24 protein-coding genes are annotated in these 22,294 nt (G+C 41.1%); 22 read left to right on the plus strand and 2 right to left on the minus strand.

The features are described 5' to 3' along the window. The first annotated feature begins 2 nt into the window (after nt 1–2). From tmk to flhB, 22 genes are all read left to right on the plus strand, one after another. Complete coding sequence (gene tmk / locus WSC_RS0115445; protein WP_016956849.1) at nt 3–626, plus strand: dTMP kinase; 624 nt, start codon at nt 3–5, stop codon at nt 624–626. 20 nt (nt 627–646) lie between these two features. Further along, complete coding sequence (gene holB, locus WSC_RS24315) at nt 647–1,600, plus strand: DNA polymerase III subunit delta' (RefSeq protein ID WP_016956850.1); 954 nt, start codon at nt 647–649, stop codon at nt 1,598–1,600. 31 nt (nt 1,601–1,631) lie between these two features. Next, the gene (locus WSC_RS0115455; protein WP_016956851.1) at nt 1,632–1,958 is read left to right on the plus strand and encodes a PilZ domain-containing protein; all 327 of its coding nucleotides are present in this window, start codon (nt 1,632–1,634) and stop codon (nt 1,956–1,958) included. 24 nt (nt 1,959–1,982) lie between these two features. Continuing rightward, entirely contained in the window at nt 1,983–2,759 is a 777-nt protein-coding gene (locus WSC_RS0115460) for a TatD family hydrolase (protein WP_016956852.1), read from the plus strand. A gap of 40 nt (nt 2,760–2,799) precedes the next feature. Beyond that, nucleotides 2,800–5,088: a DNA topoisomerase IV subunit A gene (parC, locus tag WSC_RS0115465; protein WP_016956853.1), complete on the plus strand. Its 2,289-nt coding sequence runs from the start codon at nt 2,800–2,802 to the stop codon at nt 5,086–5,088. A gap of 15 nt (nt 5,089–5,103) precedes the next feature. After that, complete coding sequence (locus WSC_RS0115470) at nt 5,104–5,871, plus strand: 1-acylglycerol-3-phosphate O-acyltransferase (protein WP_016956854.1); 768 nt, start codon at nt 5,104–5,106, stop codon at nt 5,869–5,871. After that, a complete protein-coding gene (rraB, locus tag WSC_RS23045) occupies nt 5,868–6,221 on the plus strand; it encodes a ribonuclease E inhibitor RraB (RefSeq protein WP_016956855.1) in 354 nt (117 codons plus the stop codon). Before WSC_RS0115470 ends, rraB begins: the two co-directional genes overlap by 4 nt. An 85-nt stretch (nt 6,222–6,306) precedes the next feature. Next, nucleotides 6,307–6,648, plus strand: coding sequence for a flagellar hook-basal body complex protein FliE (gene fliE / locus WSC_RS0115480; protein WP_016956856.1), 342 nt, complete (start codon nt 6,307–6,309; stop codon nt 6,646–6,648). Nucleotides 6,649–6,707: 59 nt separating this feature from the next. After that, nucleotides 6,708–8,396: a flagellar basal-body MS-ring/collar protein FliF gene (fliF, locus tag WSC_RS0115485; RefSeq protein WP_085953489.1), complete on the plus strand. Its 1,689-nt coding sequence runs from the start codon at nt 6,708–6,710 to the stop codon at nt 8,394–8,396. Further along, nucleotides 8,389–9,426 carry a flagellar motor switch protein FliG gene (gene fliG / locus WSC_RS0115490; protein ID WP_016956858.1) on the plus strand — a complete coding sequence of 346 codons (1,038 nt, stop codon included), beginning with the start codon at nt 8,389–8,391 and terminating at the stop codon, nt 9,424–9,426. Before fliF ends, fliG begins: the two co-directional genes overlap by 8 nt. A 10-nt stretch (nt 9,427–9,436) precedes the next feature. Next, the gene (fliH, locus tag WSC_RS0115495) at nt 9,437–10,216 is read left to right on the plus strand and encodes a flagellar assembly protein FliH (protein WP_016956859.1); all 780 of its coding nucleotides are present in this window, start codon (nt 9,437–9,439) and stop codon (nt 10,214–10,216) included. Between the two features lie 120 nt (nt 10,217–10,336). Continuing rightward, nucleotides 10,337–11,668: a flagellar protein export ATPase FliI gene (gene fliI / locus WSC_RS0115500; protein WP_016956860.1), complete on the plus strand. Its 1,332-nt coding sequence runs from the start codon at nt 10,337–10,339 to the stop codon at nt 11,666–11,668. Nucleotide 11,669: 1 nt separating this feature from the next. After that, on the plus strand, nt 11,670–12,113 hold the full coding sequence (gene fliJ / locus WSC_RS0115505) for a flagellar export protein FliJ (RefSeq protein WP_016956861.1): 444 nt from the start codon (nt 11,670–11,672) through the stop codon (nt 12,111–12,113). A 46-nt stretch (nt 12,114–12,159) separates the two neighbouring features. After that, the gene (locus WSC_RS0115510) at nt 12,160–14,478 is read left to right on the plus strand and encodes a flagellar hook-length control protein FliK (protein WP_016956862.1); all 2,319 of its coding nucleotides are present in this window, start codon (nt 12,160–12,162) and stop codon (nt 14,476–14,478) included. A gap of 73 nt (nt 14,479–14,551) precedes the next feature. Then, nucleotides 14,552–15,085 (plus strand): flagellar basal body-associated protein FliL, encoded by a 534-nt coding sequence (gene fliL / locus WSC_RS0115515; protein WP_016956863.1) that lies wholly within the window; start codon nt 14,552–14,554, stop codon nt 15,083–15,085. 14 nt (nt 15,086–15,099) lie between these two features. Further along, on the plus strand, nt 15,100–16,173 hold the full coding sequence (gene fliM, locus WSC_RS0115520; RefSeq protein WP_016956864.1) for a flagellar motor switch protein FliM: 1,074 nt from the start codon (nt 15,100–15,102) through the stop codon (nt 16,171–16,173). Nucleotides 16,174–16,202: 29 nt separating this feature from the next. Beyond that, the gene (fliN, locus tag WSC_RS0115525) at nt 16,203–16,610 is read left to right on the plus strand and encodes a flagellar motor switch protein FliN (protein ID WP_016956865.1); all 408 of its coding nucleotides are present in this window, start codon (nt 16,203–16,205) and stop codon (nt 16,608–16,610) included. Continuing rightward, the gene (fliO, locus tag WSC_RS24320) at nt 16,570–17,001 is read left to right on the plus strand and encodes a flagellar biosynthetic protein FliO (RefSeq protein WP_016956866.1); all 432 of its coding nucleotides are present in this window, start codon (nt 16,570–16,572) and stop codon (nt 16,999–17,001) included. The genes fliN and fliO overlap by 41 nt, the downstream gene beginning before the upstream one ends. After that, nucleotides 16,994–17,740, plus strand: a complete 747-nt coding sequence (gene fliP, locus WSC_RS0115535; RefSeq protein WP_016956867.1) for a flagellar type III secretion system pore protein FliP — start codon at nt 16,994–16,996, stop codon at nt 17,738–17,740. Before fliO ends, fliP begins: the two co-directional genes overlap by 8 nt. A gap of 19 nt (nt 17,741–17,759) precedes the next feature. Continuing rightward, nucleotides 17,760–18,029, plus strand: coding sequence for a flagellar biosynthesis protein FliQ (gene fliQ, locus WSC_RS0115540; protein WP_016956868.1), 270 nt, complete (start codon nt 17,760–17,762; stop codon nt 18,027–18,029). A gap of 27 nt (nt 18,030–18,056) precedes the next feature. After that, on the plus strand, nt 18,057–18,806 hold the full coding sequence (gene fliR / locus WSC_RS0115545; RefSeq protein ID WP_237716322.1) for a flagellar biosynthetic protein FliR: 750 nt from the start codon (nt 18,057–18,059) through the stop codon (nt 18,804–18,806). Between the two features lie 3 nt (nt 18,807–18,809). Continuing rightward, on the plus strand, nt 18,810–19,943 hold the full coding sequence (gene flhB, locus WSC_RS0115550; RefSeq protein ID WP_016956870.1) for a flagellar biosynthesis protein FlhB: 1,134 nt from the start codon (nt 18,810–18,812) through the stop codon (nt 19,941–19,943). A gap of 18 nt (nt 19,944–19,961) precedes the next feature. Here flhB and WSC_RS0115555 read toward each other — a convergent pair whose 3' ends face one another. Together WSC_RS0115555 and WSC_RS0115560 are read right to left on the minus strand one after the other, a co-directional pair. Further along, nucleotides 19,962–20,843, minus strand: a complete 882-nt coding sequence (locus WSC_RS0115555; protein WP_016956871.1) for a TraB/GumN family protein — start codon at nt 20,841–20,843, stop codon at nt 19,962–19,964. A gap of 1 nt (nt 20,844) precedes the next feature. Further along, nucleotides 20,845–22,209 carry a S41 family peptidase gene (locus tag WSC_RS0115560; RefSeq protein ID WP_016956872.1) on the minus strand — a complete coding sequence of 455 codons (1,365 nt, stop codon included), beginning with the start codon at nt 22,207–22,209 and terminating at the stop codon, nt 20,845–20,847. Between the last annotated feature and the right edge of the window lie 85 nt (nt 22,210–22,294).

The following is a 22,294-nucleotide window of genomic DNA, read 5'->3' on the forward strand; positions in this document are numbered from 1 at the left end:
CTATGAACTTAGGTAAATTTATCGTTATTGAAGGACTTGAAGGCGCGGGTAAGAGTAGTGCAATTTCTGTGGTAACGGATTTTTTACGGCAACAAAGTATAGACTTTGTGCAAACTCGCGAGCCTGGTGGTACACCATTAGCCGAAAATTTACGTAGTTTAGTTAAATCAGTCCAGCAACAAGAGCAAGTGACTGCAGAAACCGAATTATTAATTATGTATGCCAGCCGCTCGCAGCTCATTCATAATGTCATCAGCCCCGCATTAACTTCGGGCAAATGGGTGGTGGGTGACAGGCATGACATGTCATCACGTGCTTACCAAGGTGGTGGCCGACAAATTTCTCGAGATTTAATTGAACCTATACGCCAGTGTGTGTTGAAAAATTTTAAGCCAGACTTAACCATTTATTTAGATGTGAGTCCTGAAGTTGGCTTAAGCCGAGCGCAAGCACGCGGTGAGTTAGACCGTATTGAGCTAGAACAAATTGAATTTTTCCAACGCACCCGCCAAGCTTATTTAGATATCGCCAACAGCGAAGCGAATATCGAAACTGTTAACGCTGAGCAAGATATGGCGCAAGTTCATGCTGATATTCGTGCGATATTAACCCGCTATTTTGCTTAGGAATAAATCGAGTTTTAATTATGTTATATCCTTGGTTAACTGAACTCGAAGCTAAATTAACAGCACAATACCAACAAGCTCGCTTGCATCACGGTTTGTTAATTACTGCTCCGACAGGTTTTGGTAAACGTCAATTGGCGGAACAACTGGCGCAGAATCTGCTATGTGAGCAAGTCAATCAAGCTAAAGCGCAACTTGCGTGCGGCCAGTGTAAAGCGTGCCATTTATTTGCTGGACAGGTTCATCCAGATTATCTATTGCTCGAAGATGAAAACTCTAAAAGCATAGGGGTTGATTTAATTCGAAAGCTGGTTGTTAAATCTCAGCAAAAATCACAACTTGCTGGTGCTCAAGTATATATAGTGCCGGATTGTGAGCGTATGACAGAAGCGTCGGCTAATGCTTTGCTTAAAACTTTAGAAGAGCCTGGTCAGCAAAAATTTATTATTTTAACTTCAGCGCACCCTAGTCGTTTATTGCCAACTATTATTAGCCGATTACAGCAGTATAAAATTACCCCGCCACAAACCGATGAGTTAACTGTTTGGCTGAATGAACAGCAGCTTGAACTAGATGAATTTCACAAGGTGTATCCTAAACTGATAGCTTCGCCATTATTGGCTGTCGACTATATTAACAATGGTATGCAACAAGCGCAGCATGCATTTTTACAGCGTTTTAAAGCTTTATTAGCTGGCAAACTCACTGCGGCTGAATTTGCCCAAGAATTTAATGAAGAAAATGTATTCCAGCAACTAGAGTGGCTTGAATACGCGGCGTCTGCTTGGCTTGAACGTAAACTTAAAACAAGCCAATCTGATACAGCAGATAGTGCTGTTATCCGGCTTAAAATATCTGACTTGTATCATCAAGTTACTAGGTGTAAACAGCTCATGTTACAATCGGGTATGAATAAAAAGTTACTCTTTAGTGGCTTATGTTCTAAAATGCGTCAAATATTGGTGACGGGTTAGTTTTTGTCAAAGATTTAAAAGCGAATATTTAATGGAAGAGTTGGCCTTAGAGTTTAATAATGTACATGCCTTATATAAATGTTATATGTCATTTATCAAAGAAGGTGGCTTGTTCGTTGTGACTAATCGTAAATACGAAATGGGACATTCGCTTGCATTAAATGTTTTATTACCAAATGCTATTGAACCTATAGTGGTCACAGGCAGAGTATGTTGGATAACACCGCCAGCTTCACATAGCAGTGCACCGCAAGGTGTCGGTGTTTCTTTTATTACGGATAAACACCAATTAAAAGATAGAATAGAAACCATATTAGGTCCAATGCTTAATTCGACCGAGCCAACCTATACCTTATAATGAACCAACTAGCTGGAGTTTAATTTGTTAGTCGATTCACACTGTCATTTAGACAGACTGAAATTAGAAGATTCACAAAGTTTAGAACAAATCATTACAACAGCACGTGAGCGTGGGGTTGAAAAGTTTTTATGCGTAAGTGTGACACTAGACGATTTTCCCAATATGCTGAAAACGATTGAGCCGTATACTGATGTGACGGTATCTTGTGGGGTTCATCCTCTGCATAATGAATGTCAGTATCAAATTGCAGATTTACGCAAATTAGCTACAGATAAACGTGTGGTTGCTGTCGGCGAAACTGGCTTAGACTATTATTATTCCAACGAAACTAAAGCTTGGCAGCAACAGTCTTTTGCCAATCATTGCCAAATAGCCCATGAACTTGATAAACCTCTGATTATTCATACACGCGATGCGCGTGAAGATACGATAGCGATTTTACGTGAGCATAATGCAGAAAAACCTCGTGGGGTACTGCACTGTTTTACCGAGTCATTAGCAATGGCTAAAGCGGCGATTGATATGAATTTTATGATCTCAATTTCTGGCATAGTTACTTTTGGTAATGCCAGTGAATTAAGAGATGTCGTCAGAGCTTTACCATTAGAAAGTTTGTTGGTTGAAACAGACTCTCCTTGGTTAGCGCCAAAACCATACCGTGGCAAACAGAATCAGCCCGCTTATGTCAGAGAAGTTGCGCAATTTGTGGCTGATTTGAAAGGCGTATCACTTGAAGAGCTGGCGCGCGTAACAACGGCAAACTTTTATGATTTGTTTAAAGGCGCGGCGCATGCGTAACTTGACTATTGGCTAAAACATACAAGAAGAAGAATCAAATATGTCTGATTTAATCGAAATTAGTGAAGATGGTATTGAAAAAATAGCACTGCGTAAGTTTACCGAAGATGCTTATTTAAACTATTCCATGTATGTCATCATGGATAGGGCGTTGCCACATATTTCTGATGGTTTAAAACCGGTACAACGTCGTATCGTTTACGCAATGTCTGAGCTTGGTTTGTCCGCAGCGGCAAAATACAAAAAATCCGCGCGTACTGTAGGTGACGTGTTAGGTAAATTTCATCCACATGGTGATTCTGCTTGTTATGAAGCTATGGTGTTAATGGCGCAGCCATTTTCATACCGTTATCCGTTAATTGATGGCCAAGGCAACTGGGGTGCACCTGATGACCCTAAATCCTTCGCTGCTATGCGTTATACCGAAGCCCGCTTGTCTAAATTTGCTGAAGTTTTATTAAGCGAACTTGGTATGGGCACGGTTGAGTGGGGCCCTAACTTTGACGGCACGTTAAAAGAGCCAATTAATTTACCAGCACGTTTACCCCACATCTTATTAAATGGTGTCACTGGTATTGCGGTTGGTATGGCAACCGATATTCCGCCACACAATGTCAAAGAAGTTGTTAATGCAGCACGTTATTTATTAGATCACCCAGGTGCTAGTTTAGAGAAAATCATGAGCTTTATTCCAGCGCCTGATTTTCCAACCGAAGCTGAAATTATTACGCCGCGTGCTGATATCGAAAAAATTTATCAAACTGGCCGTGGCTCAATTAAAATGCGTGCGGTTTACGAAGTAGACCAAGGCGAAATCATTATTAATGCCTTGCCGCATCAAGCGTCTAGCGGCAAAGTAATAGAGCAAATTGCTCAACAAATGCAGGCGAAAAAGTTGCCTATGGTCGCTGATATTCGCGACGAATCTGATCATGAAAATCCAGTGCGCTTAGTGGTTGTGCCCCGTTCTAATCGAGTTGATGCACAAATGTTGATGCAGCATTTATTTGCAACCACAGATCTAGAAAAGAGTTATCGAGTTAACTTAAACATGTTGGGCCTAAATGGCCGCCCACAGGTTAAATCATTACCGCAAATTATCAATGAGTGGCTGCAATTCCGTTTAGACACTGTGACTAAACGTCTGCAATATCGTTTAGATAAAGTATTGGCACGTTTGCATATTTTAGAGGGCTTGTTAGTTGCCTTCTTAAATATAGATGAAGTAATCCACATTATTCGCACCGAAGATAATCCAAAAGCTGAATTAATGAGCCGATTTGGATTATCCGACAAACAAGCTGAAGCTATTTTAGAACTTAAACTACGCCACTTAGCTAAGCTTGAAGAAATTAAGATTAAAGCAGAACAAGCTGAACTTGAAAAAGAGCGTGAATGGCTTGAAAGCATTTTAAATTCAGAATCAGAGCTTAAAAAGTTAGTTAAAAAAGAATTGGCGCAAGATGCTGAAAAATATGGTGATGAGCGCCGTTCGCCAATTGTTGAACGCGGTGAAGCCAAAGCATTAAGTGAAAAAGATTTAGTACCAAGCGAAGCCGTCACTGTTGTGGTGTCCGATAAAGGTTGGGTGCGCTGTGCCAAAGGCCATGAAGTGGATGTTGCAGGGCTGAACTACAAAGCAGGTGATGGGTATCTTGCTAGTGCAGCAGGCCGTTCTAACCAAATTAGTGTATTTGTTGACACCAGCGGTCGTGCTTTTGCTACTGATACACATACTTTACCGTCAGCACGTGGCCAAGGCGAACCTTTGTCAGGGCGTTTTACTGTCGCTGCGGGTGAGCGTGTTGAACAGGTGGTCATTGCCCAACCGGAAGATATGTTTTTAATGGCCTCTGATGCGGGTTATGGTTTTGTTGCTAAGTTTGCTGATTTGATTAGTAAAAATAAAAACGGTAAAGCTGTATTAACTTTGCCAGCTAATGCAAAAGTGCTGCAACCGAAAAAAGTATCGTCAGCTGCTGAGCAACTGATTGTTGCTATCACGAATGAAGGCCGCATGTTGTTATTCCCAGTGGCTGATTTACCTTGTTTGGCTAAAGGTAAAGGCAACAAGATTATCAGCGTGCCGTCTGAACGTGCGCGTAATCGCGAAGAGTTTGTTAAGCATGTTGCGCTTATTAATACCAACGACTGCTTAGTATTAGTGGCGGGCAAACGTAAAATGTCGTTAAAACCAGATGACTGGTCACATTACCGAGGTGAACGAGGGCGTCGAGGTAATAAATTACCACGTGGTTTACAGCGTGTTGACGAGTTACTTATTGAAGCATCATCGACAGATGAAGCGTTACAAGATAATCAAGATTAATTAGGAATTGTATTAGTGTTAGCTGTTATTCGAGTTATTTTACTCGGCATATTTGTTATTTTTGCCAGCGTATTCGGTATTTTATTTTGTTTAATTCGGCCTTTTCACGCCAATAATGTTTATTGGTTAGGAAAAATTTACAGCAAAGCAGCCAAAATATTAGGCATAAAGTTGGTGATCAGAACGCATCCTGATGCCTATAAAGCGCAGCCTGCGGTATTTATTGCCAACCACCAGAACAGTTACGATATATTTACTTTGTGCGGCAGTGTGTTACCCAACACAGTTACTATAGGGAAAAAAAGTTTAAAGTGGGTGCCATTTTTTGGTCAATTGTACTGGTTGTCTGGCAATATCTTAATCGATCGCGAAAACCGTAAAAAAGCCATGGCGGCGTTAAAAACTTCCAAAGAGATTATCCAAAAACGTAAAGTGTCTGTGTGGATGTTTCCAGAAGGCACGCGCTCTTATGGTCGGGGGTTGTTGCCGTTTAAGCGAGGCGCATTCCAGTTAGCGCTAGCCGCTGATGTGCCAATTGTACCTGTGTTAATGAGTACTACCTGCAACAAAGTTAAGTTAAATCGTTGGTTAAATGGTACTGTTATTATTGAGGTGATGGCACCGACTCAAATGAGTGAAGAGCAGAAGAAAAACCTCAAACAAACTTGCGAAGATTACCACAGCTTGATGTTAGACAAGCTCAAGCAGTTAGACGCTGAAGCTGACAAACTCAATGCACATATACTGCCACAAACAAATCATTCTGAAGGGGCATCAAAATGATGGACTATATCGACGATCCTAAAGGTTTTACCACTAATATAGTTAATATGTTGATAGAAGATGGCAGCGACCTAGATGCCATCTATACAATTGAACACCACTTTTCTTCAACCAATTTTGATAAGTTGGAAAAGGCCGCGGTTGCCGCGTTTAAATTAAACTACGAAGTAACAGATGCCGAGGAGTTTGACACAGATGATGGCCAAGAAATTCTTGCATTTGATGTGATTGCTGAATGCAAATTGGACATTGAAGTTATTCAAGCTCAAGTTGCACAAATGGAAAAACTCGCAGCAGAATATCAGGTTGAGTACGACGGTTGGGGTACTGAGTTTATCGAACCAGAATAACTGTAAAACATATTTTGGCATAACCTGTGCATTACCTCACTTAAGTTAACAAATAATCAAATTTTTGACGTAAGTGGGGCTCACAATGAAAATTGGCGCAAACAATAATCTATATGCGGAAATGCAAGCTTTAGCTACGCAAGCGCGCAAAGATATTTCTGCTGATCAATTACCAATCTCACCTAAAGTTGAAAATCCGACGCCTTCGACTTTTGGCAATATGTTGAACAAAGCAATCGATAACGTCAACGACTTACAACATCATTCGAAAGCGCAAGCGATAAAGTTTGAAATGGGTGATCAGAGTGTTTCACTTGCTGATGTGATGATAGCAAAAGGTAAATCGAGCATTGCTTTTGAAGCAACAGTGCATGTACGCAATAAAGTTGTCGAAGCGTACGATAAAATTATGCAAATGCCTGTTTAATACAGCGGAATTTGTTGGAGTAATTAACAGTGGCAGAACAGAGCGCATCGACAGACATAATGGTTAACGACGGTAATGCAAATGATGCAACGTCTTCCGATATGTCATCTGAAGAACAAAAATCTGGCTTTTTAGGCGGCTTAGGCAGTGTTGACATATTGCGCCAAGTTACGTTGATTCTGGCTTTGGCAATCTGTTTGGCGATCGCTATATTTATTATTGTCTGGGCACGCGAACCAGATTTTCGTCCATTAGGGAAAATGGAAACCGACGAGCTGATTCAAACGCTTGATTTTCTTGACCAACAAAAAATTGAATATCGTCTTGATGGTGACGTTGTTTATGTAATCGAAGATCAGTATCAAGATATTAAGCTACAAATGACCCGTTCGGGCATGACATCAGGCCCAGCAACTGGTGACGACATTTTATTGACAGACATGGGATTTGGTGTCAGTCAACGTGTTGAGATGGAGCGTTTAAAGTACAGCCGTGAACAGTCATTAGCACGTGCTATCGAAGAGCTGCATTCTATTCAACGCGCCAAAGTTTTATTGGCTATCCCAAAAGAAAACGTCTTTGCCCGCCACGAGAAAAAGCCCAGTGCGACAGTGGTGTTAACCATGAAGCGTGGCAAGGTACTTAAGTCAGAAGAGATCGATTCAGTTGTTGATATGATTTCTTCTGCTGTGCAAGGTTTAGAACCCACTCGCGTAACGGTAACAGATCAAAATGGTCGTTTATTAAATTCAGGCTCACAAAACGACTTATCTGCGCGTAGCCGCAAAGAATACGAAATAGAACAGAAACGTGAAGCTGAATATTTAGAAAAGATAGACTCAATATTAATTCCTGTGGTGGGTTTGGGTAACTATACAGCGCAAGTTGACGTTACTATGGATTTCACTTCAGTTGAGCAAACTCAAAAGCGCTATAACCCAGACTTACCTGCAGTACGCAGTGAGATGACAGTAGAAACCAATTCTTTGGGTGGGATAGTCGCAGGTATTCCTGGAGCATTGACCAATCAGCCTCCGCTTGATTCAAACATACCGGAAGAAGCAAAAGGTGGTGACGGTTCGGCCAATCCAAGTAAGAGCCACAGAGAAGCGACACGTAACTATGAGTTAGACACAACCATTAGCCATACTCGTCAACAAACGGGTGTTATTCGCCGACTAAGCGTATCAGTTGCAGTTGATTACCTGCCTGAGACAAATGCCGAATCAGGCGAAACCACTTATGAACCTAGAGCAACGGCAGAACTGGCGAATATCCGCAGATTGTTACAAGGCGGCATTGGTTTTGATATTCAGCGTGGTGACACTTTAGAAGTTGTGACAGTGCCGTTTGTTCGGACTGACTTAGGGGACTTAGAACAAACACCATTCTACGAACAAACTTGGTTTACTAAATTAGTTCGATTAGCATTAGGTACATTGATTATTATAGTGCTGATAGTCATGGTGGTTAAACCTATGTTACGCAAACTGATTTATCCAGAAGAAGTAGTCGATGATTTTGATGATGATTCATTGGCATCAGGTATAGATTTAGGCGATGAAACCCTTGATATGTTAACCACAGATTTTGATGCCAGTGCAGTTGGTTTTAATCAAGACGGTACCTTAATGCTGCCTGACTTACATAAAGACGAAGATGTATTAAAAGCGGTAAGAGCCTTGGTTGCAAACGAACCAATTCTTTCAGCACAAGTGGTTAAAGCGTGGTTAAACGAAGATGCCTAAAGACGAAGAACAAAGTAATGAATCCTACGATATTTCACGGTTAGATGGGATTGAAAAAGCAGCTGTATTACTCTTGAGTTTATCTGAAGAGGATGCAGCGCAAATCCTAAAACACCTTGAACCAAAAGAAGTACAAAAAGTAGGTATGGCGATGGCATCGCTTGATGACTTTTCTCAAGCTAAGATTACCGCTATCCACAAGTTATTTATCGACGAAATTCAGCGTTTCAGCACAATTGGTTTCCAAAGTACTGAGTTTGTTCGTAAAGCATTAACCGCAGCTCTGGGTGAAGACAAAGCGGGTAATTTAATTGAACAAATTATCATGGGTAGTGGGGCCAAAGGTCTTGATTCACTCAAGTGGATGGATTCAAAACAGGTTGCTAATATTATCCGTAATGAGCATCCACAGATTCAAACCATAGTTATGGCTTATTTAGAGCCAGAACAATCAGCCGAAATTATGAGTCAGTTCTCCGAAAAAGTTCGTTTAGACTTGATGATGCGTATTGCTAACTTAGAAGAAGTACAACCAGCGGCATTGCAAGAATTAAACGAAATTATGGAGAAACAGTTCGCTGGTCAAGCTGGTGCACAAGCTGCGAAAATGGGCGGCTTAAAAGCAGCTGCCGATATTATGAACTATCTAGATACCAATATTGAAGGCCAGTTGATGGATTCAATTCGTGAACATGACGAAGAGATGAGCCAACAAATTCAAGACCTTATGTTTGTATTTGATAATTTGGCAGATGTGGACGATAAAGGTATTCAAGCTATATTACGTGAAGTACAACAAGATGTACTTATGCGCGCAATTAAAGGTGCTGACGAAAGTCTTAAAGATAAAATTCTCGGTAATATGTCTAAACGTGCTGCAGAAATGTTATCAGACGACTTGGAAGCTATGGGGCCAATTCGCATTAGTGAAGTTGAAGCGGCACAAAAAGAAGTATTGTCTATTGCTCGTCGTTTAGCTGACGCAGGCGAAATTATGCTTGGCGGTGGCGGCGGGGAAGAATTCCTCTAACGAGTAGTATATGACAGAAGATGAACTGAAGTTTAAACAAGCTGTACTCAGAAACCAAGCAAGCTCAGAAGCTAAAGCTTGGCATATACCCCTTGTTGAAGATGAAGGCACCAAAGTTCCTGAAAATTACACTAATGCACTAGGTAAAAAGAAAGGCTGGGTTTACGAAGAACCAGAACCTGAGCCAGAACCGCCAAAACCACCAACCATTGAAGAAATAGAAGCCATTCGCCAAGCCGCTTATGAAGAAGGTTTTAACGAAGGTAAAGCTGAAGGTTTTGCTAAAGGTGAAGCCGAAGGCAAAGAGCAGGGATATCAACAAGGTTTAACTGAAGGACAAGAAGCAGGCCACGCTGAAGGTTTAGCCAGTGGCAGCGGATTAATGGAAGAAAAAGCGCAAATTTGGAATCAATTAATAGAGCAACTGGACAAACCTTTGCAGCAGCTTGATCAAGAAGTTGAACAGGAGCTAGTTGAATTGGCCGTTGCTTTGGCTCAGCAAGTTATTCAAAGTGAATTAACCACTAATCCAGACATTATTCTCCAGAGTTTAAAACAAGCAGCAGAACAATTGCCTTTTAACACTAAACAGTGTTTTATTTTACTTAACCCTGAAGATTATGAGCAGGTGGTCAGTCAATACGGTGAGCAAGAACTGCAAAGGCGTAACTGGCATGTGCAAACTGATCCGAATATTTCTCGTGGTAGTGTTGAAATTAAAACCGACAGCTCTTCTATTGCCAATAATATGCAAGAGCGCATAAAAGAAATATTTGCTCAATTCCAATAAACACCTCGGAAATTTCTATTTCCACCATTAGCATTGGCGTTACTTTTGCAATAGCTATACTTATAACAAAAGCGAGTCAAAAAATTGGCTCGTTTGATCCCGCTATAAAGTAGAGCATTTATGAAACCAAGCTTGAGTGAGCGTATTCATCAGTATCAATCTCGCATCGGCACTAGCAGACCAAAAGTTGCTGGGCGTTTAACCCGAGTTGTCGGTTTAACCCTTGAAGCTATAGGTTGCCAAGCTGCCGTAGGTAGTAGCTGTTTGGTGGAAGCATATCAAGGTTATATCGAAGCTGAAGTTGTTGGTTTTGAAGGCGAAAAAATCTACTTAATGCCTAGTGAACAAATTGAAGGTATTTTGCCGGGTGCTAAAGTCATTCCTATACCAGCACAACAAACTTTAGTTTATTCCATGGGACTGCTTGGCCGCGTAATTGACGCTCGTGGTGTGCCTATGGATGGCAAAGGGCGAATTTCAGCAGATGAGAGCCAAAATTTTCGCGCTAAACGAATTAACCCGCTAGATCGTAAAGCAATAAATCAGCCGTTAGATGTAGGCATCAAAGCAATCAATTCTATTTTGACTGTGGGTATGGGGCAAAGATTAGGTTTGTTTGCCGGCTCAGGTGTTGGTAAAAGTGTTTTGTTGGGCATGATGACCCGAGGCACTGCCGCTGATGTAATTGTGGTTGGTTTAATTGGTGAGCGTGGCCGTGAAGTAAAAGAATTTATTGACGACATTTTAGGTGAAGAAGGACGAGCCCGTTCGGTTGTAATTGCCGCGCCGGCTGATAATGCACCTTTGATGCGCTTAAAAGGTTGTGAAACTGCACTGTCTGTTGCTGAATATTTCCGTGATCAAGGATTAAACGTACTCTTGCTGGTCGACTCTATTACTCGTTATGCACAAGCGCAGCGAGAAATCGCGTTAGCGGTTGGTGAACCTCCGGCGACCAAAGGTTATCCACCATCAGTTTTTGCTAAATTACCCGCTTTGGTTGAACGCGCGGGCAATGGTGGTAGTGGCCAAGGTTCGATTACTGCGTTTTTTACCGTTTTGTCGGAAGGTGATGATTTACAAGATCCTATTGCTGATGCGTCACGGGCAATTTTAGATGGTCATATCGTTTTGTCGCGTGATCTAGCCGATCAAGGGCATTATCCGGCAATTGATATCGCTAAATCCATTAGCCGTGTGATGCCAGCAGTTACCAGTGAAGATCACCAAATACAAGCGCGCATTGTCAAACAGTTGTATTCAGCTTACCAAAACAACCAAGATCTCATTTCTATCGGTGCTTACACTAAAGGCAGTGATCCTGTGGTGGATGCGGCTATCAAATTAAAACCGAAAATGGATAAATTCTTGCAGCAAGGCATGAAAGACGTGATTAATTATGATGACTGTTTAGCTGCACTTGCCTCCATCACCAGTACTATGAGGGCTTAATATGAATAAACAATTGCAGCTGGTAGCGGATATCGAAAAACGCAAAGAAGACGATTTAGCGCTTAAGTTCGCACAAGCTAAACAAGATTTACAAAAGCAGCATGAAAAATTAGCCGGTTTAGAGCAATTTCAACGCGACTATATGACCACAGTTATAGAATCTGGCAAAAAAGGCTTGTCTAGTAGCGGTTTTCAGCGGTTGCAAAGTTTTATCAGCCAGCTCGATTTGGCTTGTAGCCAACAAAGAGGCAACATCACAAAAGCTGAAAAAGTGGTCGAACAACGCCGAGCTTTATGGTTACAACAACAGCGTAAACGTAAATCGATTGAAGCTGTAATAGAAAAACAACAAAAGAAACATGCGCTACACCTGCAGCGACAAGAGCAAACACTAGCCGATGAATTTGCCAATAATATGGCGGCACGGCTTTTGCAGAACATCTAAGTAACTTAGCTAAGCAGCTATTTTCCGTTATCAGTAAGGTGAAAAAATGCAGTATATTGCCAATATTCAACCAAATATTGCCGCTTCTACGCCCGTTAGCAAAAATAACACGGTGGATGCATTATTAGATTCTAAAAGCAATTACAGCGACGAAGCAAAATTCTCGCATTACCTAGCTGAAGGTGCACAACAAGACAGTGATAACAAGCCGACAGCTAAAAGTACCAATGTGGCTGAAAATCAGCCTACGACTGTTCAAACAGCTAATAAATCAACTACTCAGCAACAAAAAAATGGCGCGCAAGAGCAGTCAAGTACCCAGGCAAAAGAGAGCAGTTCTGAAACAGCACAAGCAACAAAAAATGGCGATAAAACAACAGAGACAAATCCAGAGTTAAATAAAACGGCTAAAGCTGTAAATGACGCGATAAATGAAAACCAGCCTGAGGTTGAAAGTACAAATTCAGATACTGAAGAAAGCTCAGCCTTCGATTTACTTAGCTTTTTAAATCAGTCGAATAAAGCTAAAACAGATATAGACAAAGCAGCAAGTGAGAAAAAATCCAATCAGCTTGATAAAGAAAACAGTCTATTACAGAATTCAAAGCAAGGTAAAAAAGCAACTGAGTCGACTAAAGACGAGAAACAATTACTGCTAGATGAAGTGGCTAAATCAGCTCCTGAGGATAAAGAGTTAGTTGACGAGGCCAAAGCCGCCGATACAACTACATCTGCAAAGCCAACAAACAAAGTCGTCAGCGATAAAGCAGCTGCTAGTGATGTAGTGAAAGTCGCAAGCAAAAAACAGCTTACTGAAGGAGAAAACGAACAAGCGAGCGCAAAAGATAGCGCCAAAGCCAAGGTGACTAGTACTGCTGTTGAAGGGCTAAAGGCGATTGAGAGCAGCAGTGTAGTGAAACATACTAGCTCAACCAAAGAAGATAAAAAGTCTCAGGCACAAACTGGTATACCTAATGTGAACCAATCTCTATCTAATCAAGATACTCAAGTAGAAGATAAAACAAAATCAGCTGAGCACAAAACAACCTCTAAGTTGGTAGAAAATGCGTCTGAGGCGAAAGCAGCAAACAGCAATGCCAGCACGGTGAAAGATTCAGTGGTTATAAACCCGGTTGACGCAAATAAACAGCAGAGCAAAGTGCAAGCAAAATTAGCTCAGACAGAAGCAACTACAGAAGTAACTAAAGCAGCAACAGAGCAGGCAGCTAAAGCGCATGCGTCTGCAGACAACAATGCGCCGCAAGCGGACAATCTAGTTAAAATACAAGCGAATAAACAGCAGTTAGACAAGACAGCGAATAACCTAAATGCCAGCAAAGAGGCAAAAGCAGCTGAGTTAGCTAATGAAGATAAAGATCAACAACTGCCGCAAAATCAACAAATCAATCATACTAAGTCTGCTGAAACCAAACTAACAAGCTCATCGGAAAAAAGTGAACAGAAAGCAGCGAATACTGATAAATCTGCAGAGTCTAGTGGCAAATCAGTCGAGCTTGTTGGCAAGTCAGCCGTGGAGGGGCTAAATCAGCCAACTGAAGCTGTACTAGCTGCAAATGACCAGACACAAGGCTCTAGCGAGCAAACAGCTGAGCAACCTGATAAAAAACAAGCACCAGTTGCCAAAGCTACTGCAACAAATAGCAGTAACAAAGAGAAGTTACTAGAACAAGTTGTTAGTAAAGAAGCCAAAGTGACTGAAGATGGTCAAATTAAGCCAGATGACATAGTAAATAAAGAGTCGTCGGCTCAAGTGTTTGAAGCACAAACAATAGCAGCTCAAGTGCAATCTCAACAATCTTCGGAGCGAATGCAAGAAAGTCATAAACAACAAAATATTCAGCAAGTAACCAATAAACAAGAAATTCAACAAGCTGAACGTACAGCGAAAAATCAGCAGCAAATTGTGCAGTTAAAAGAACAAGTGCAATTGCATAAACCAGAAGCAGCAACAGCGTTAAATGATGCTGTTCGATTTATGATGAATGGCCGAGTTCAAGCGGCTGAGCTTAGGTTAGATCCACCTGAGCTTGGCAGTATGCAAATTAAAATTAGCTTGAATGGAGATGCGGCCAGCGTCAGTATGTTAGTGCAAAATCCACAAGCTAAAGAAATGTTGGACCAGTCTGTGCCTAGATTAAGGGAGATGTTAGAGCAGCAAGGGATTGAATTATCCGACTCGCAAGTTGAACATCAACAAGCTAATTCTGGACAAGGGTCAGATAAAAACGCACAAGGTGGTCAAAGGCAAGGAGATGGTGACAATGCTGAGCAGGATGACACAACGCAAGTTATTGAACAAAAAATACATAATGGTCATCTAGGCGCTGTCGACTATTATGCATAAAATACTTACGCTCTGGATAAAATCCGTTAAACTTAAGCTAGCGTAAATTATTATTGATTGAGTGGAGACAAGAATGGCTGCAGAAGAACAACCAGAATTAGAAGTAGAAGATGGCGGTGGTGGTAAAAAGAAGCTGATTATCATCATTGCAGTTGTGCTTGTAGTTGTGCTTGGCGCTGGTGGTTTCTTTTTAATGTCGGGTGGTGACGATTCAAGTGCCCAAGAAGTGAGTTTAGATGAAACGCCAGCTGCAGCTGCAGGTGGTTCAGCCGCTTCGGTTGAGCTTGGTGATGCAATGTATGTTGCCATGCCACGACCTTTTGTTTTTAACGTACCTGGTGCTAATCGTGATCGCTTAGTACAAATCAAAGTGCAATTGTTGGTACGTGGTGCACAAAATGAAGAGACAGCTAAAAAGCATATTCCACTGATAGAAGGCACTTTATTAAGAGTCTTTAGTGGCACAAGCGCGGATGAGTTAGGTACAAGTGCAGGTAAAGAAGCATTAAAGAAAAATGCGCTTAAAGCTGTACAAGATGAATTATTAAGCATTGCTGGCAGAACTGTAGTTGAAAGTGTTCTGTTTACTGGTTTTGTAATGCAATAACGTTTGGCGACACAATGACTGATTTACTATCGCAAGACGAAATTGACGCGCTACTCCACGGGGTAGACGACGTTGAAGAAGAAGATGTAGAAGCAAGTGCTGCCACGCCAGGTAGTGCGATTTCTATGGCGTCTGAGTACGACTTTTCTTCGCAAGATAGAATTGTTCGTGGTCGTATGCCTACGTTGGAAATCGTCAATGAAAGATTTGCCCGCCATATGCGCATCTCATTATTTAATATGATGCGCCGCACCGCAGAGGTGTCTATTAATGGCGTACAAATGATTAAATTTGGCGAATACATACATACGCTATTTGTACCAACCAGTTTGAACATGGTTAGGTTCAGGCCATTAAAAGGTACTGGTTTAATCACAATGGAAGCTAGGTTAGTTTTTATTTTGGTGGACAACTTTTTTGGTGGCGACGGTCGATACCACGCTAAAATTGAAGGGCGTGAATTTACCCCAACTGAACGACGCATTATTCAAATGTTGCTTAAATTGGTGTTCGAAGATTATAAAGAAGCTTGGGCACCTGTGATGGATGTTTCTTTTGAATATTTAGATTCAGAAGTCAATCCGGCTATGGCTAACATAGTGAGCCCAACGGAAGTGGTTGTGATTAGCTCATTTCATATCGAACTTGATGGTGGCGGTGGCGATTTCCACATTTGTTTACCTTACTCTATGTTAGAGCCGATTCGCGAGTTATTAGATGCGGGTGTGCAAAGTGATAAGGAAGATACTGATTTGCGTTGGAGTAAAGCTCTACGTGATGAAATTATGGATGTTGAAGTGGATATTATGGCTAAATTGCTTGATTTTGAGTTGTCGTTAGAACAAGTGATGAACTTAAAAGCGGGTGATGTTATTCCGGTTGAAATGCCTGAACATTTAACCGTGTTTGTTGAAGATTTGCCGACCTACCGAGGCAAAATGGGTAGATCACGCGATAATTTAGCAATTAAAGTAACAGAAAAAATTAAGCGACCTGCATCAGTTAAATCTGAACTGCAAATGGTAACGCGTGGTGGTCGACGTATAGATGCGGAAGCAGAACTACGCGAACTTGAAGATTTTGAATAATTAGATTGATGTAACAAAGAGCAAAGATTATGAGTGACGATATGGATGACTGGGCAGCCGCTATGGCTGAACAGGCAGAAGCCGAAGCAGAGCAAGAAGGTGACGCTGGCGATGAAGCACAAATCGCAGAATTAGAAGATTTGAATGCAGATAACCCACCAATTACTGCTGAAGAAAAACGCAAGTTAGATACAATTTTAGATATTCCTGTAACCATTTCTATGGAAGTTGGTCGTAGTAAGTTAAGCATTCGCAACTTATTGCAATTAAACCAAGGTTCAGTAGTTGAGCTAGACCGTGTTGCAGGTGAGCCATTAGATGTATTGGTCAATGGCACTTTGATTGCGCACGGCGAAGTTGTAGTTGTTAACGACAAATTTGGGATTCGACTAACGGATGTTATCAGTCAAATCGAGCGCATTAAAAAGCTCAAATAAGTCAGTTGTTCAGTTTGCACTAGCCATGGGGTTAACTTGTGTTAGCTCCGAGGCATTGGCGCAATCTGCAGACCTTGGTGCTGCAATTCCAACTATGTTGTTTGGTTTATGCGCGACTATCGCTGTTATTTATGTCTTAGCTGGCCTTGCGCGCAAAACCAATTTGGGTCAATTTAAAAACAGCACTATGCAGGTTTTGGCTGTGCTGCCTTTAACTGCGAAAGAAAAATTATTGTTGGTTCAAGTCGGCGATAGTCAACTTTTGTTAGGTGTGACCAGTCAATCAATTAACTTACTTAAAGAATTTTCCGAACCCCTGGATATAAAAGCGCCTGATTTTAAACAATCGCTTAGCCAATTTATTAATGCAAATAAGAAAAATAATGACTAAATATTCTTGGTTGATAATTTTTATTAGCTTGTTCTCACCGATTGCTCTGGCGAACACAGGTCTTCCGGCGTTAACAGTTACGGATAATCCTGACGGCACTCAAGATTACAGTATAACTTTGCAGGTTTTAGCATTAATGACAATGCTAAGTTTTATCCCTGCAATTGTAATTATGATGACCTCTTTTACCCGTATCATTATTGTTTTAGGTATATTGCGGCAAGCAATAGGGTTACAAAGTTCACCGCCGAATCAGGTGCTTGTTGGTCTTGCATTATTTTTAACGTTTTTCATTATGGCGCCCGTTTTTGAAGAAATTAATGACACGGCAATTCAGCCATATATTGCCGAAGAAATGACTGCAAGAGAGGCTTTTGATGTGGCGCATTTGCCGCTAAAAGCTTTTATGTTGCAGCAAACTCGGGTTAAAGACATAGCGACCTTTGCTGAAATTGCTGGCTATCAAACGTTAAATGGCCCTGAAGATGTGCCTATGCGGGTTTTAATTCCAGCATTTGTCACCTCTGAGTTAAAAACCGCATTTCAAATTGGTTTTATGCTGTTTATTCCATTTCTGATTTTAGATCTGGTGGTCGCTTCAGTATTAATGGCCATGGGTATGATGATGCTTTCGCCTATGATGGTATCTTTGCCCTTTAAACTTATGTTATTTGTATTAGTTGATGGTTGGAATTTGACCATGGGTACATTAGCCACCAGCTTTGGTGTCGGCACTTAGCTGACGTAGGAGTGATACTATGCAACCAGAAGTTTTTGTCGACATATTACAAGAGGCCATGTTTATGGTTATCTTGCTGGTGAGTTTAGTTATTGTGCCAAGTATGATAGTTGGTTTAATTGTATCCATATTTCAAGCCGCGACCTCTATCAATGAACAAACCTTAAGCTTTTTACCTAGGTTGCTTGTGACCTTAGCCGCTATTATTTATGGTGGCCATTGGGGTATGAACAAAGTGATGGACTACACCATAGATATGTTTACCCGTATTCCTCAGGTTGTTGGCTAAACCGTGACTTACACCACAGAACTTATCATGCAGTATATTGCGGATTTAATGCTGCCGTTTGTGCGCATTTCTGCTTTGTTGGTTGCTATGATAGGTTTTAGTGGTAAAACTGTTCCAACTAAGGTTAAAGCACTGTTAGCTTTATCTATTACTTTTATCGTTAGCCCTATGGTGCCCTCTAGTGGTTTTACCAATTTGTTTTCCCTCGAAGGTTTTTTGCTGGTTATTCAGCAAGTGCTGATCGGTGTATCAATCGGCTTTATTTCACAAATCTTTTTAAATACCTTTGTAATGGCGGGGCAGACAATTGCAGTACAAAGTGGTTTAGGTTTTGCAACTTTGGTTGATCCAGTTAATGGTATTAATACAGCTGCTGTCGGCCAGTTTTATATCATACTCGCCACCTTAGTTTTTTGGGCTATGGATGGGCATTTAGCCATGATCCAAATGTTGGTTTATAGTTTTGAAGCTATGCCAATTGGCTCTGGTTGGTTGTCGCTCGATAAAATATACAAAATTGTCGAGTGGGGGAAGTGGTTATTTATCGCGACAATTACCATAGCTTTAACGCCGATAACCGCTATGTTAATCATAAATTTAACTTTCGGTATTATGACCCGAGCTGCGCCCCAATTAAATATATTCTCTATTGGTTTTCCAGTGTCGCAAATAACAGGTTTGATAGTTGTTTGGATCAGTTTGTCGGCCTTTATGCTGCATTTTGAAACTATCTGGGATAGTGCAGCTTACCTTATGTGCGAAATCGCGGGGTGCTAATGTATGGCAGCTGATGATCAAGACCGCACAGAAGAACCCACAGCGAAAAAGAAATCCGACGCGAGAAATAAAGGGCAAATACCGCGCTCACGTGAGCTGGGAACTATGATGGTGCTTGTTGGTGGTGGTATTGGCTTTTTACTCTATGGCCACTATTTAGCCGGCGCACTATATCGCATGTTTAAACAAGGTTTTATTTTAGAGCGTGAAGATGCGTTTGATATGAGCCGTATGTTAGTACGGCTAGAAAATCTTCTGTTCGAAGTCACTTGGCCAGTATTGGCTGTGCTGATTGTGCTGGTGGTGTTTGCTGTTATCGGCAATGTCGCTGTTGGTGGATACAATTTTTCGACTAAAGCAATGCAGCCTAAACTGAGTAAAATGAATCCGATTAACGGTCTGAAACGCATTTTTGGTACCCAAGGATTAATTGAGCTGGTTAAGTCGATTGCCAAAGTTGCTGTGGTTATTGGTACTGCTTATATGTGCTTTAACCTGTTTTACCAAGAGTTGTTGCACATTAATGTTGAGAATATGCCGTCTGGTTTGTTTAAAGCGTTAGAAATTCTTATTTGGGTGTTCTTAATTCTCTCTTGTTCGTTAATCGTAATTACTTTAATTGACGTGCCGTATCAGCTTTATCACCATAACGAACAGCTGAAGATGACCAAACAAGAAGTTAAAGACGAACACAAAAACTCTGAGGGTGATCCGCAAGTTAAAGGGCGTATTCGTTCGGCAATGTTTAGAGCTCACCAAAGACGTATGATGCAAGAAGTGCCAAAAGCCGATGTGGTTGTGACAAACCCGACCCACTTTGCCGTCGCATTAAAATATGATCCATTAGGCACAGGTGCACCTAGGTTAGTTGCTAAAGGGGCGGATGAAATGGCCGCGCATATTCGAAAAATTGCCGAGGCACATCAAGTTCCTATTCTAACCGCGCCTATGTTGGCGAGGGCAATTTATTATACAACTGAGTTTGAAGAAGAAATACCTGAAAAGCTTTTTGCCGCCGTTGCACAAGTTTTGGCTTATGTGTTTGCACTGCGTGATTATAAAAAAGGTAAGGTGAAAAAGCGGCCTAAACAATTTACCCCGAGTAAATTACCTATACCGCCTGATATGCATTATTAAGCTGTTGCAGTTAGCCGATTATTGTACGCGTTTAACACTCACACCTAGTTGCTCAAAGTGTTGAATGATATTGCCTTCACCAACCATATGCATTAATCCAACCGCGATAACAACATTACCTGTTTTTACCTCTGCGATTAATTTTTTCATCCAATTTTGGTTGCGCTCTTTTAATAACGTATCTAACACAAAATCTGTGCTTGGGTAATCCGCCAAACCTAAGGTTAACAGTTTTTCTAGTTGCTTAATCTCACCATTTTGCCACATGTCGGCTAGATGTTTGATTGTGTACTCGTTTGTTTCAATTTGCGCTAAGGTATCGACTAACAACTGTTCGCTTATACCTGAATTAGCGAAAAATCCGAGTTGTTGTTCTAGACTTTCTAATCCGCTTACTTGAACTTGGTTGGCTCGTGCATGTTGCATCAAGATATCATCAATAGCTTGGGTAAAGTCGAGCCCAGCTATTTGTCCTTCAATAATGCCCAATTGCAATGCGACAAACCAAGGTGTAAAAGCGCTAAAGGCATTTTCTGGGATCCCTTTATTTTGTTGGTACCTGAGTAAACTTTGCCAAGTTTTATCGTCAACTTGTTGTTGCAGATTTTTGCCGTTATTTAGCAGCGCTACTTTCAATGCTAATTCTTGCTGTTGCTGCGCTGAATATTGCGCTAAATCGGCTTCGGCAATCAGTAAACGCGCATTGGCAATTTTGTTTTTAACTACACCCAGTGAATTGTCACTACGCATAACTTGAGTGGAAGCGTGAATTGTGCCAAAAACCCAAGAGGTTTTATCTTGGTATTCTAGTTTCCATAGCGCAGGCTGAGCAGCCTGCGCCGTATTAACAAGCAACAATAAAACAAATAAAAGTTGGCAAGGGAATTCAATAAAGCGCATATTATTTTTTCTCCAACCACATGCCTTGTGGTTTATTGTTAGGCGGGATAATCAGTCCTTCTTCGTTTAATGGGCGAGCTAACGAGCTGCTGCATGACGAGTAACCGCTATTAATATAACTAATCGCTTTAGCAAATACAGGATCTTGCATGCTGGTCCATGGATAGATGTTGCTGCTTTCGGAAACGGCACAATCAGGCGCTAAACCATTTAAATAATCACCAAAACCGACGGCATTATTTGTTTGAAAGTTCACTGCCAATAAGGTTTCGTCACAGTGCTCGTCTGGTAAAAAGCCGACAGGCTTGCCATAAGTGCTTTCACCTATAGTATGCACTGTAATATATGGGTCTAAACTATTGATCAATACTTCGCTAGCAGAAGCTGAATAATCATTAGTTAAAACAGTGAGATTGTTTAGGTTTAAGCTATTTTGCCTAATGTAATTGATATGGCTGGTGACACTGCCGTTGAGCTCTGTGTAGATCAATTCTTCAGTACGGGCAACTCCACCATGCTCACTGTTATTTGGATTAAATTCAAACTCAAGAAACACTTGGTTGTAGATAGTATCTCCGGCAAGATATAACGCGAGCTCAGCGGCTACACTGACTAAACCGCCAGTGTTGTTGCGTAAATCTAATACAAAATGATCAAAGTTTTGTGATTTTAAATAACTAAAAGCTTGTTTTAGCTCAGCTGGGGAAGGTTCTAAGAAACCATTTTGGAAACCCAAATAGGCAATTTTGCCTGCGTTACTATCAATAATTTCTACTTGAGTTACAGTATTTATTTGGTACTGTGATTTTGCCAAAGTTGCACTTTTTTCAGCACCATTGCTATCGCGCCAGACAAATTCAAGCTCATAGCCATTTTGGTCTGGGCCGAATGCTTCTGAGTAAGCTGTATAATTTCCATAATATAGGTACTCGTATAATTTGGACGCGGCTACCTCTCCAATCGAGACAAGTTGGTCTCCTCGAGTAATTCCTGCATTTGCCGCGGCGGAATTATTAAACGATTGCACAACAACAATTCGGCTACCTGGCGCTGCCGCGAGTTCTATACCATAACCGAAGTTATTACCGGCAATACTATCTTGCCAATCATCACTATTTAATACTACGCTGAACCTATCTTTGCTTGGCAGGACGTCGTTTAGTAGTTGGTTACTATCTTCATACAAATTAAATGAAGTTGTTGGTGAGGAGAGCTCGTCATACCATAAATAGTCTTGCTGTAAGGTTTGATACCAATGAGAGTGGATATCTTTTTTTGAACATTGGCCACCATCATCAGAGCCGCCACATGCAGTTAAAAATAGTGAACAAGCGAGTCCAATGCTTAGGCATTTTGCATTGCGCATAAAATAGTCCCTTTATTTAAAGAATTGTTATCGATTTCGGTGGCTAAGGATATGAATAAGCGCTTGTGAACGCAAGAGATTATTT

It is taken from the genome of Catenovulum agarivorans YM01, from assembly GCF_000281085.1.
In the GTDB taxonomy this organism is placed as follows: domain Bacteria; phylum Pseudomonadota; class Gammaproteobacteria; order Enterobacterales; family Alteromonadaceae; genus Catenovulum; species Catenovulum agarivorans.

Bases quoted from the DNA above. Each gene is read 5' to 3' on its own strand.
- holB (WP_016956850.1), top strand. From the start codon at position 647: ATGTTATATCCTTGGTTAACTGAACTCGAAGCTAAATTAACAGCACAA.
- parC (WP_016956853.1), top strand. From the start codon at position 2,800: ATGTCTGATTTAATCGAAATTAGTGAAGATGGTATTGAAAAAATAGCA.
- tmk (WP_016956849.1), top strand. From the start codon at position 3: ATGAACTTAGGTAAATTTATCGTTATTGAAGGACTTGAAGGCGCGGGT.
- rraB (WP_016956855.1), top strand. From the start codon at position 5,868: ATGATGGACTATATCGACGATCCTAAAGGTTTTACCACTAATATAGTT.
- flhB (WP_016956870.1), top strand. From the start codon at position 18,810: ATGGCAGCTGATGATCAAGACCGCACAGAAGAACCCACAGCGAAAAAG.
- WSC_RS0115555 (WP_016956871.1), bottom strand. From the start codon at position 20,843: ATGCGCTTTATTGAATTCCCTTGCCAACTTTTATTTGTTTTATTGTTG.
- fliR (WP_237716322.1), top strand. From the start codon at position 18,057: ATGCAGTATATTGCGGATTTAATGCTGCCGTTTGTGCGCATTTCTGCT.
- fliN (WP_016956865.1), top strand. From the start codon at position 16,203: ATGAGTGACGATATGGATGACTGGGCAGCCGCTATGGCTGAACAGGCA.
- fliF (WP_085953489.1), top strand. From the start codon at position 6,708: ATGGTTAACGACGGTAATGCAAATGATGCAACGTCTTCCGATATGTCA.
- fliL (WP_016956863.1), top strand. From the start codon at position 14,552: ATGGCTGCAGAAGAACAACCAGAATTAGAAGTAGAAGATGGCGGTGGT.
- WSC_RS0115510 (WP_016956862.1), top strand. From the start codon at position 12,160: ATGCAGTATATTGCCAATATTCAACCAAATATTGCCGCTTCTACGCCC.
- WSC_RS0115560 (WP_016956872.1), bottom strand. From the start codon at position 22,209: ATGCGCAATGCAAAATGCCTAAGCATTGGACTCGCTTGTTCACTATTT.
- fliO (WP_016956866.1), top strand. From the start codon at position 16,570: ATGTTATCAGTCAAATCGAGCGCATTAAAAAGCTCAAATAAGTCAGTT.
- fliJ (WP_016956861.1), top strand. From the start codon at position 11,670: ATGAATAAACAATTGCAGCTGGTAGCGGATATCGAAAAACGCAAAGAA.
- fliM (WP_016956864.1), top strand. From the start codon at position 15,100: ATGACTGATTTACTATCGCAAGACGAAATTGACGCGCTACTCCACGGG.
- fliH (WP_016956859.1), top strand. From the start codon at position 9,437: ATGACAGAAGATGAACTGAAGTTTAAACAAGCTGTACTCAGAAACCAA.
- fliE (WP_016956856.1), top strand. From the start codon at position 6,307: ATGAAAATTGGCGCAAACAATAATCTATATGCGGAAATGCAAGCTTTA.
- fliI (WP_016956860.1), top strand. From the start codon at position 10,337: ATGAAACCAAGCTTGAGTGAGCGTATTCATCAGTATCAATCTCGCATC.
- fliP (WP_016956867.1), top strand. From the start codon at position 16,994: ATGACTAAATATTCTTGGTTGATAATTTTTATTAGCTTGTTCTCACCG.
- fliQ (WP_016956868.1), top strand. From the start codon at position 17,760: ATGCAACCAGAAGTTTTTGTCGACATATTACAAGAGGCCATGTTTATG.
- fliG (WP_016956858.1), top strand. From the start codon at position 8,389: ATGCCTAAAGACGAAGAACAAAGTAATGAATCCTACGATATTTCACGG.
- WSC_RS0115455 (WP_016956851.1), top strand. From the start codon at position 1,632: ATGGAAGAGTTGGCCTTAGAGTTTAATAATGTACATGCCTTATATAAA.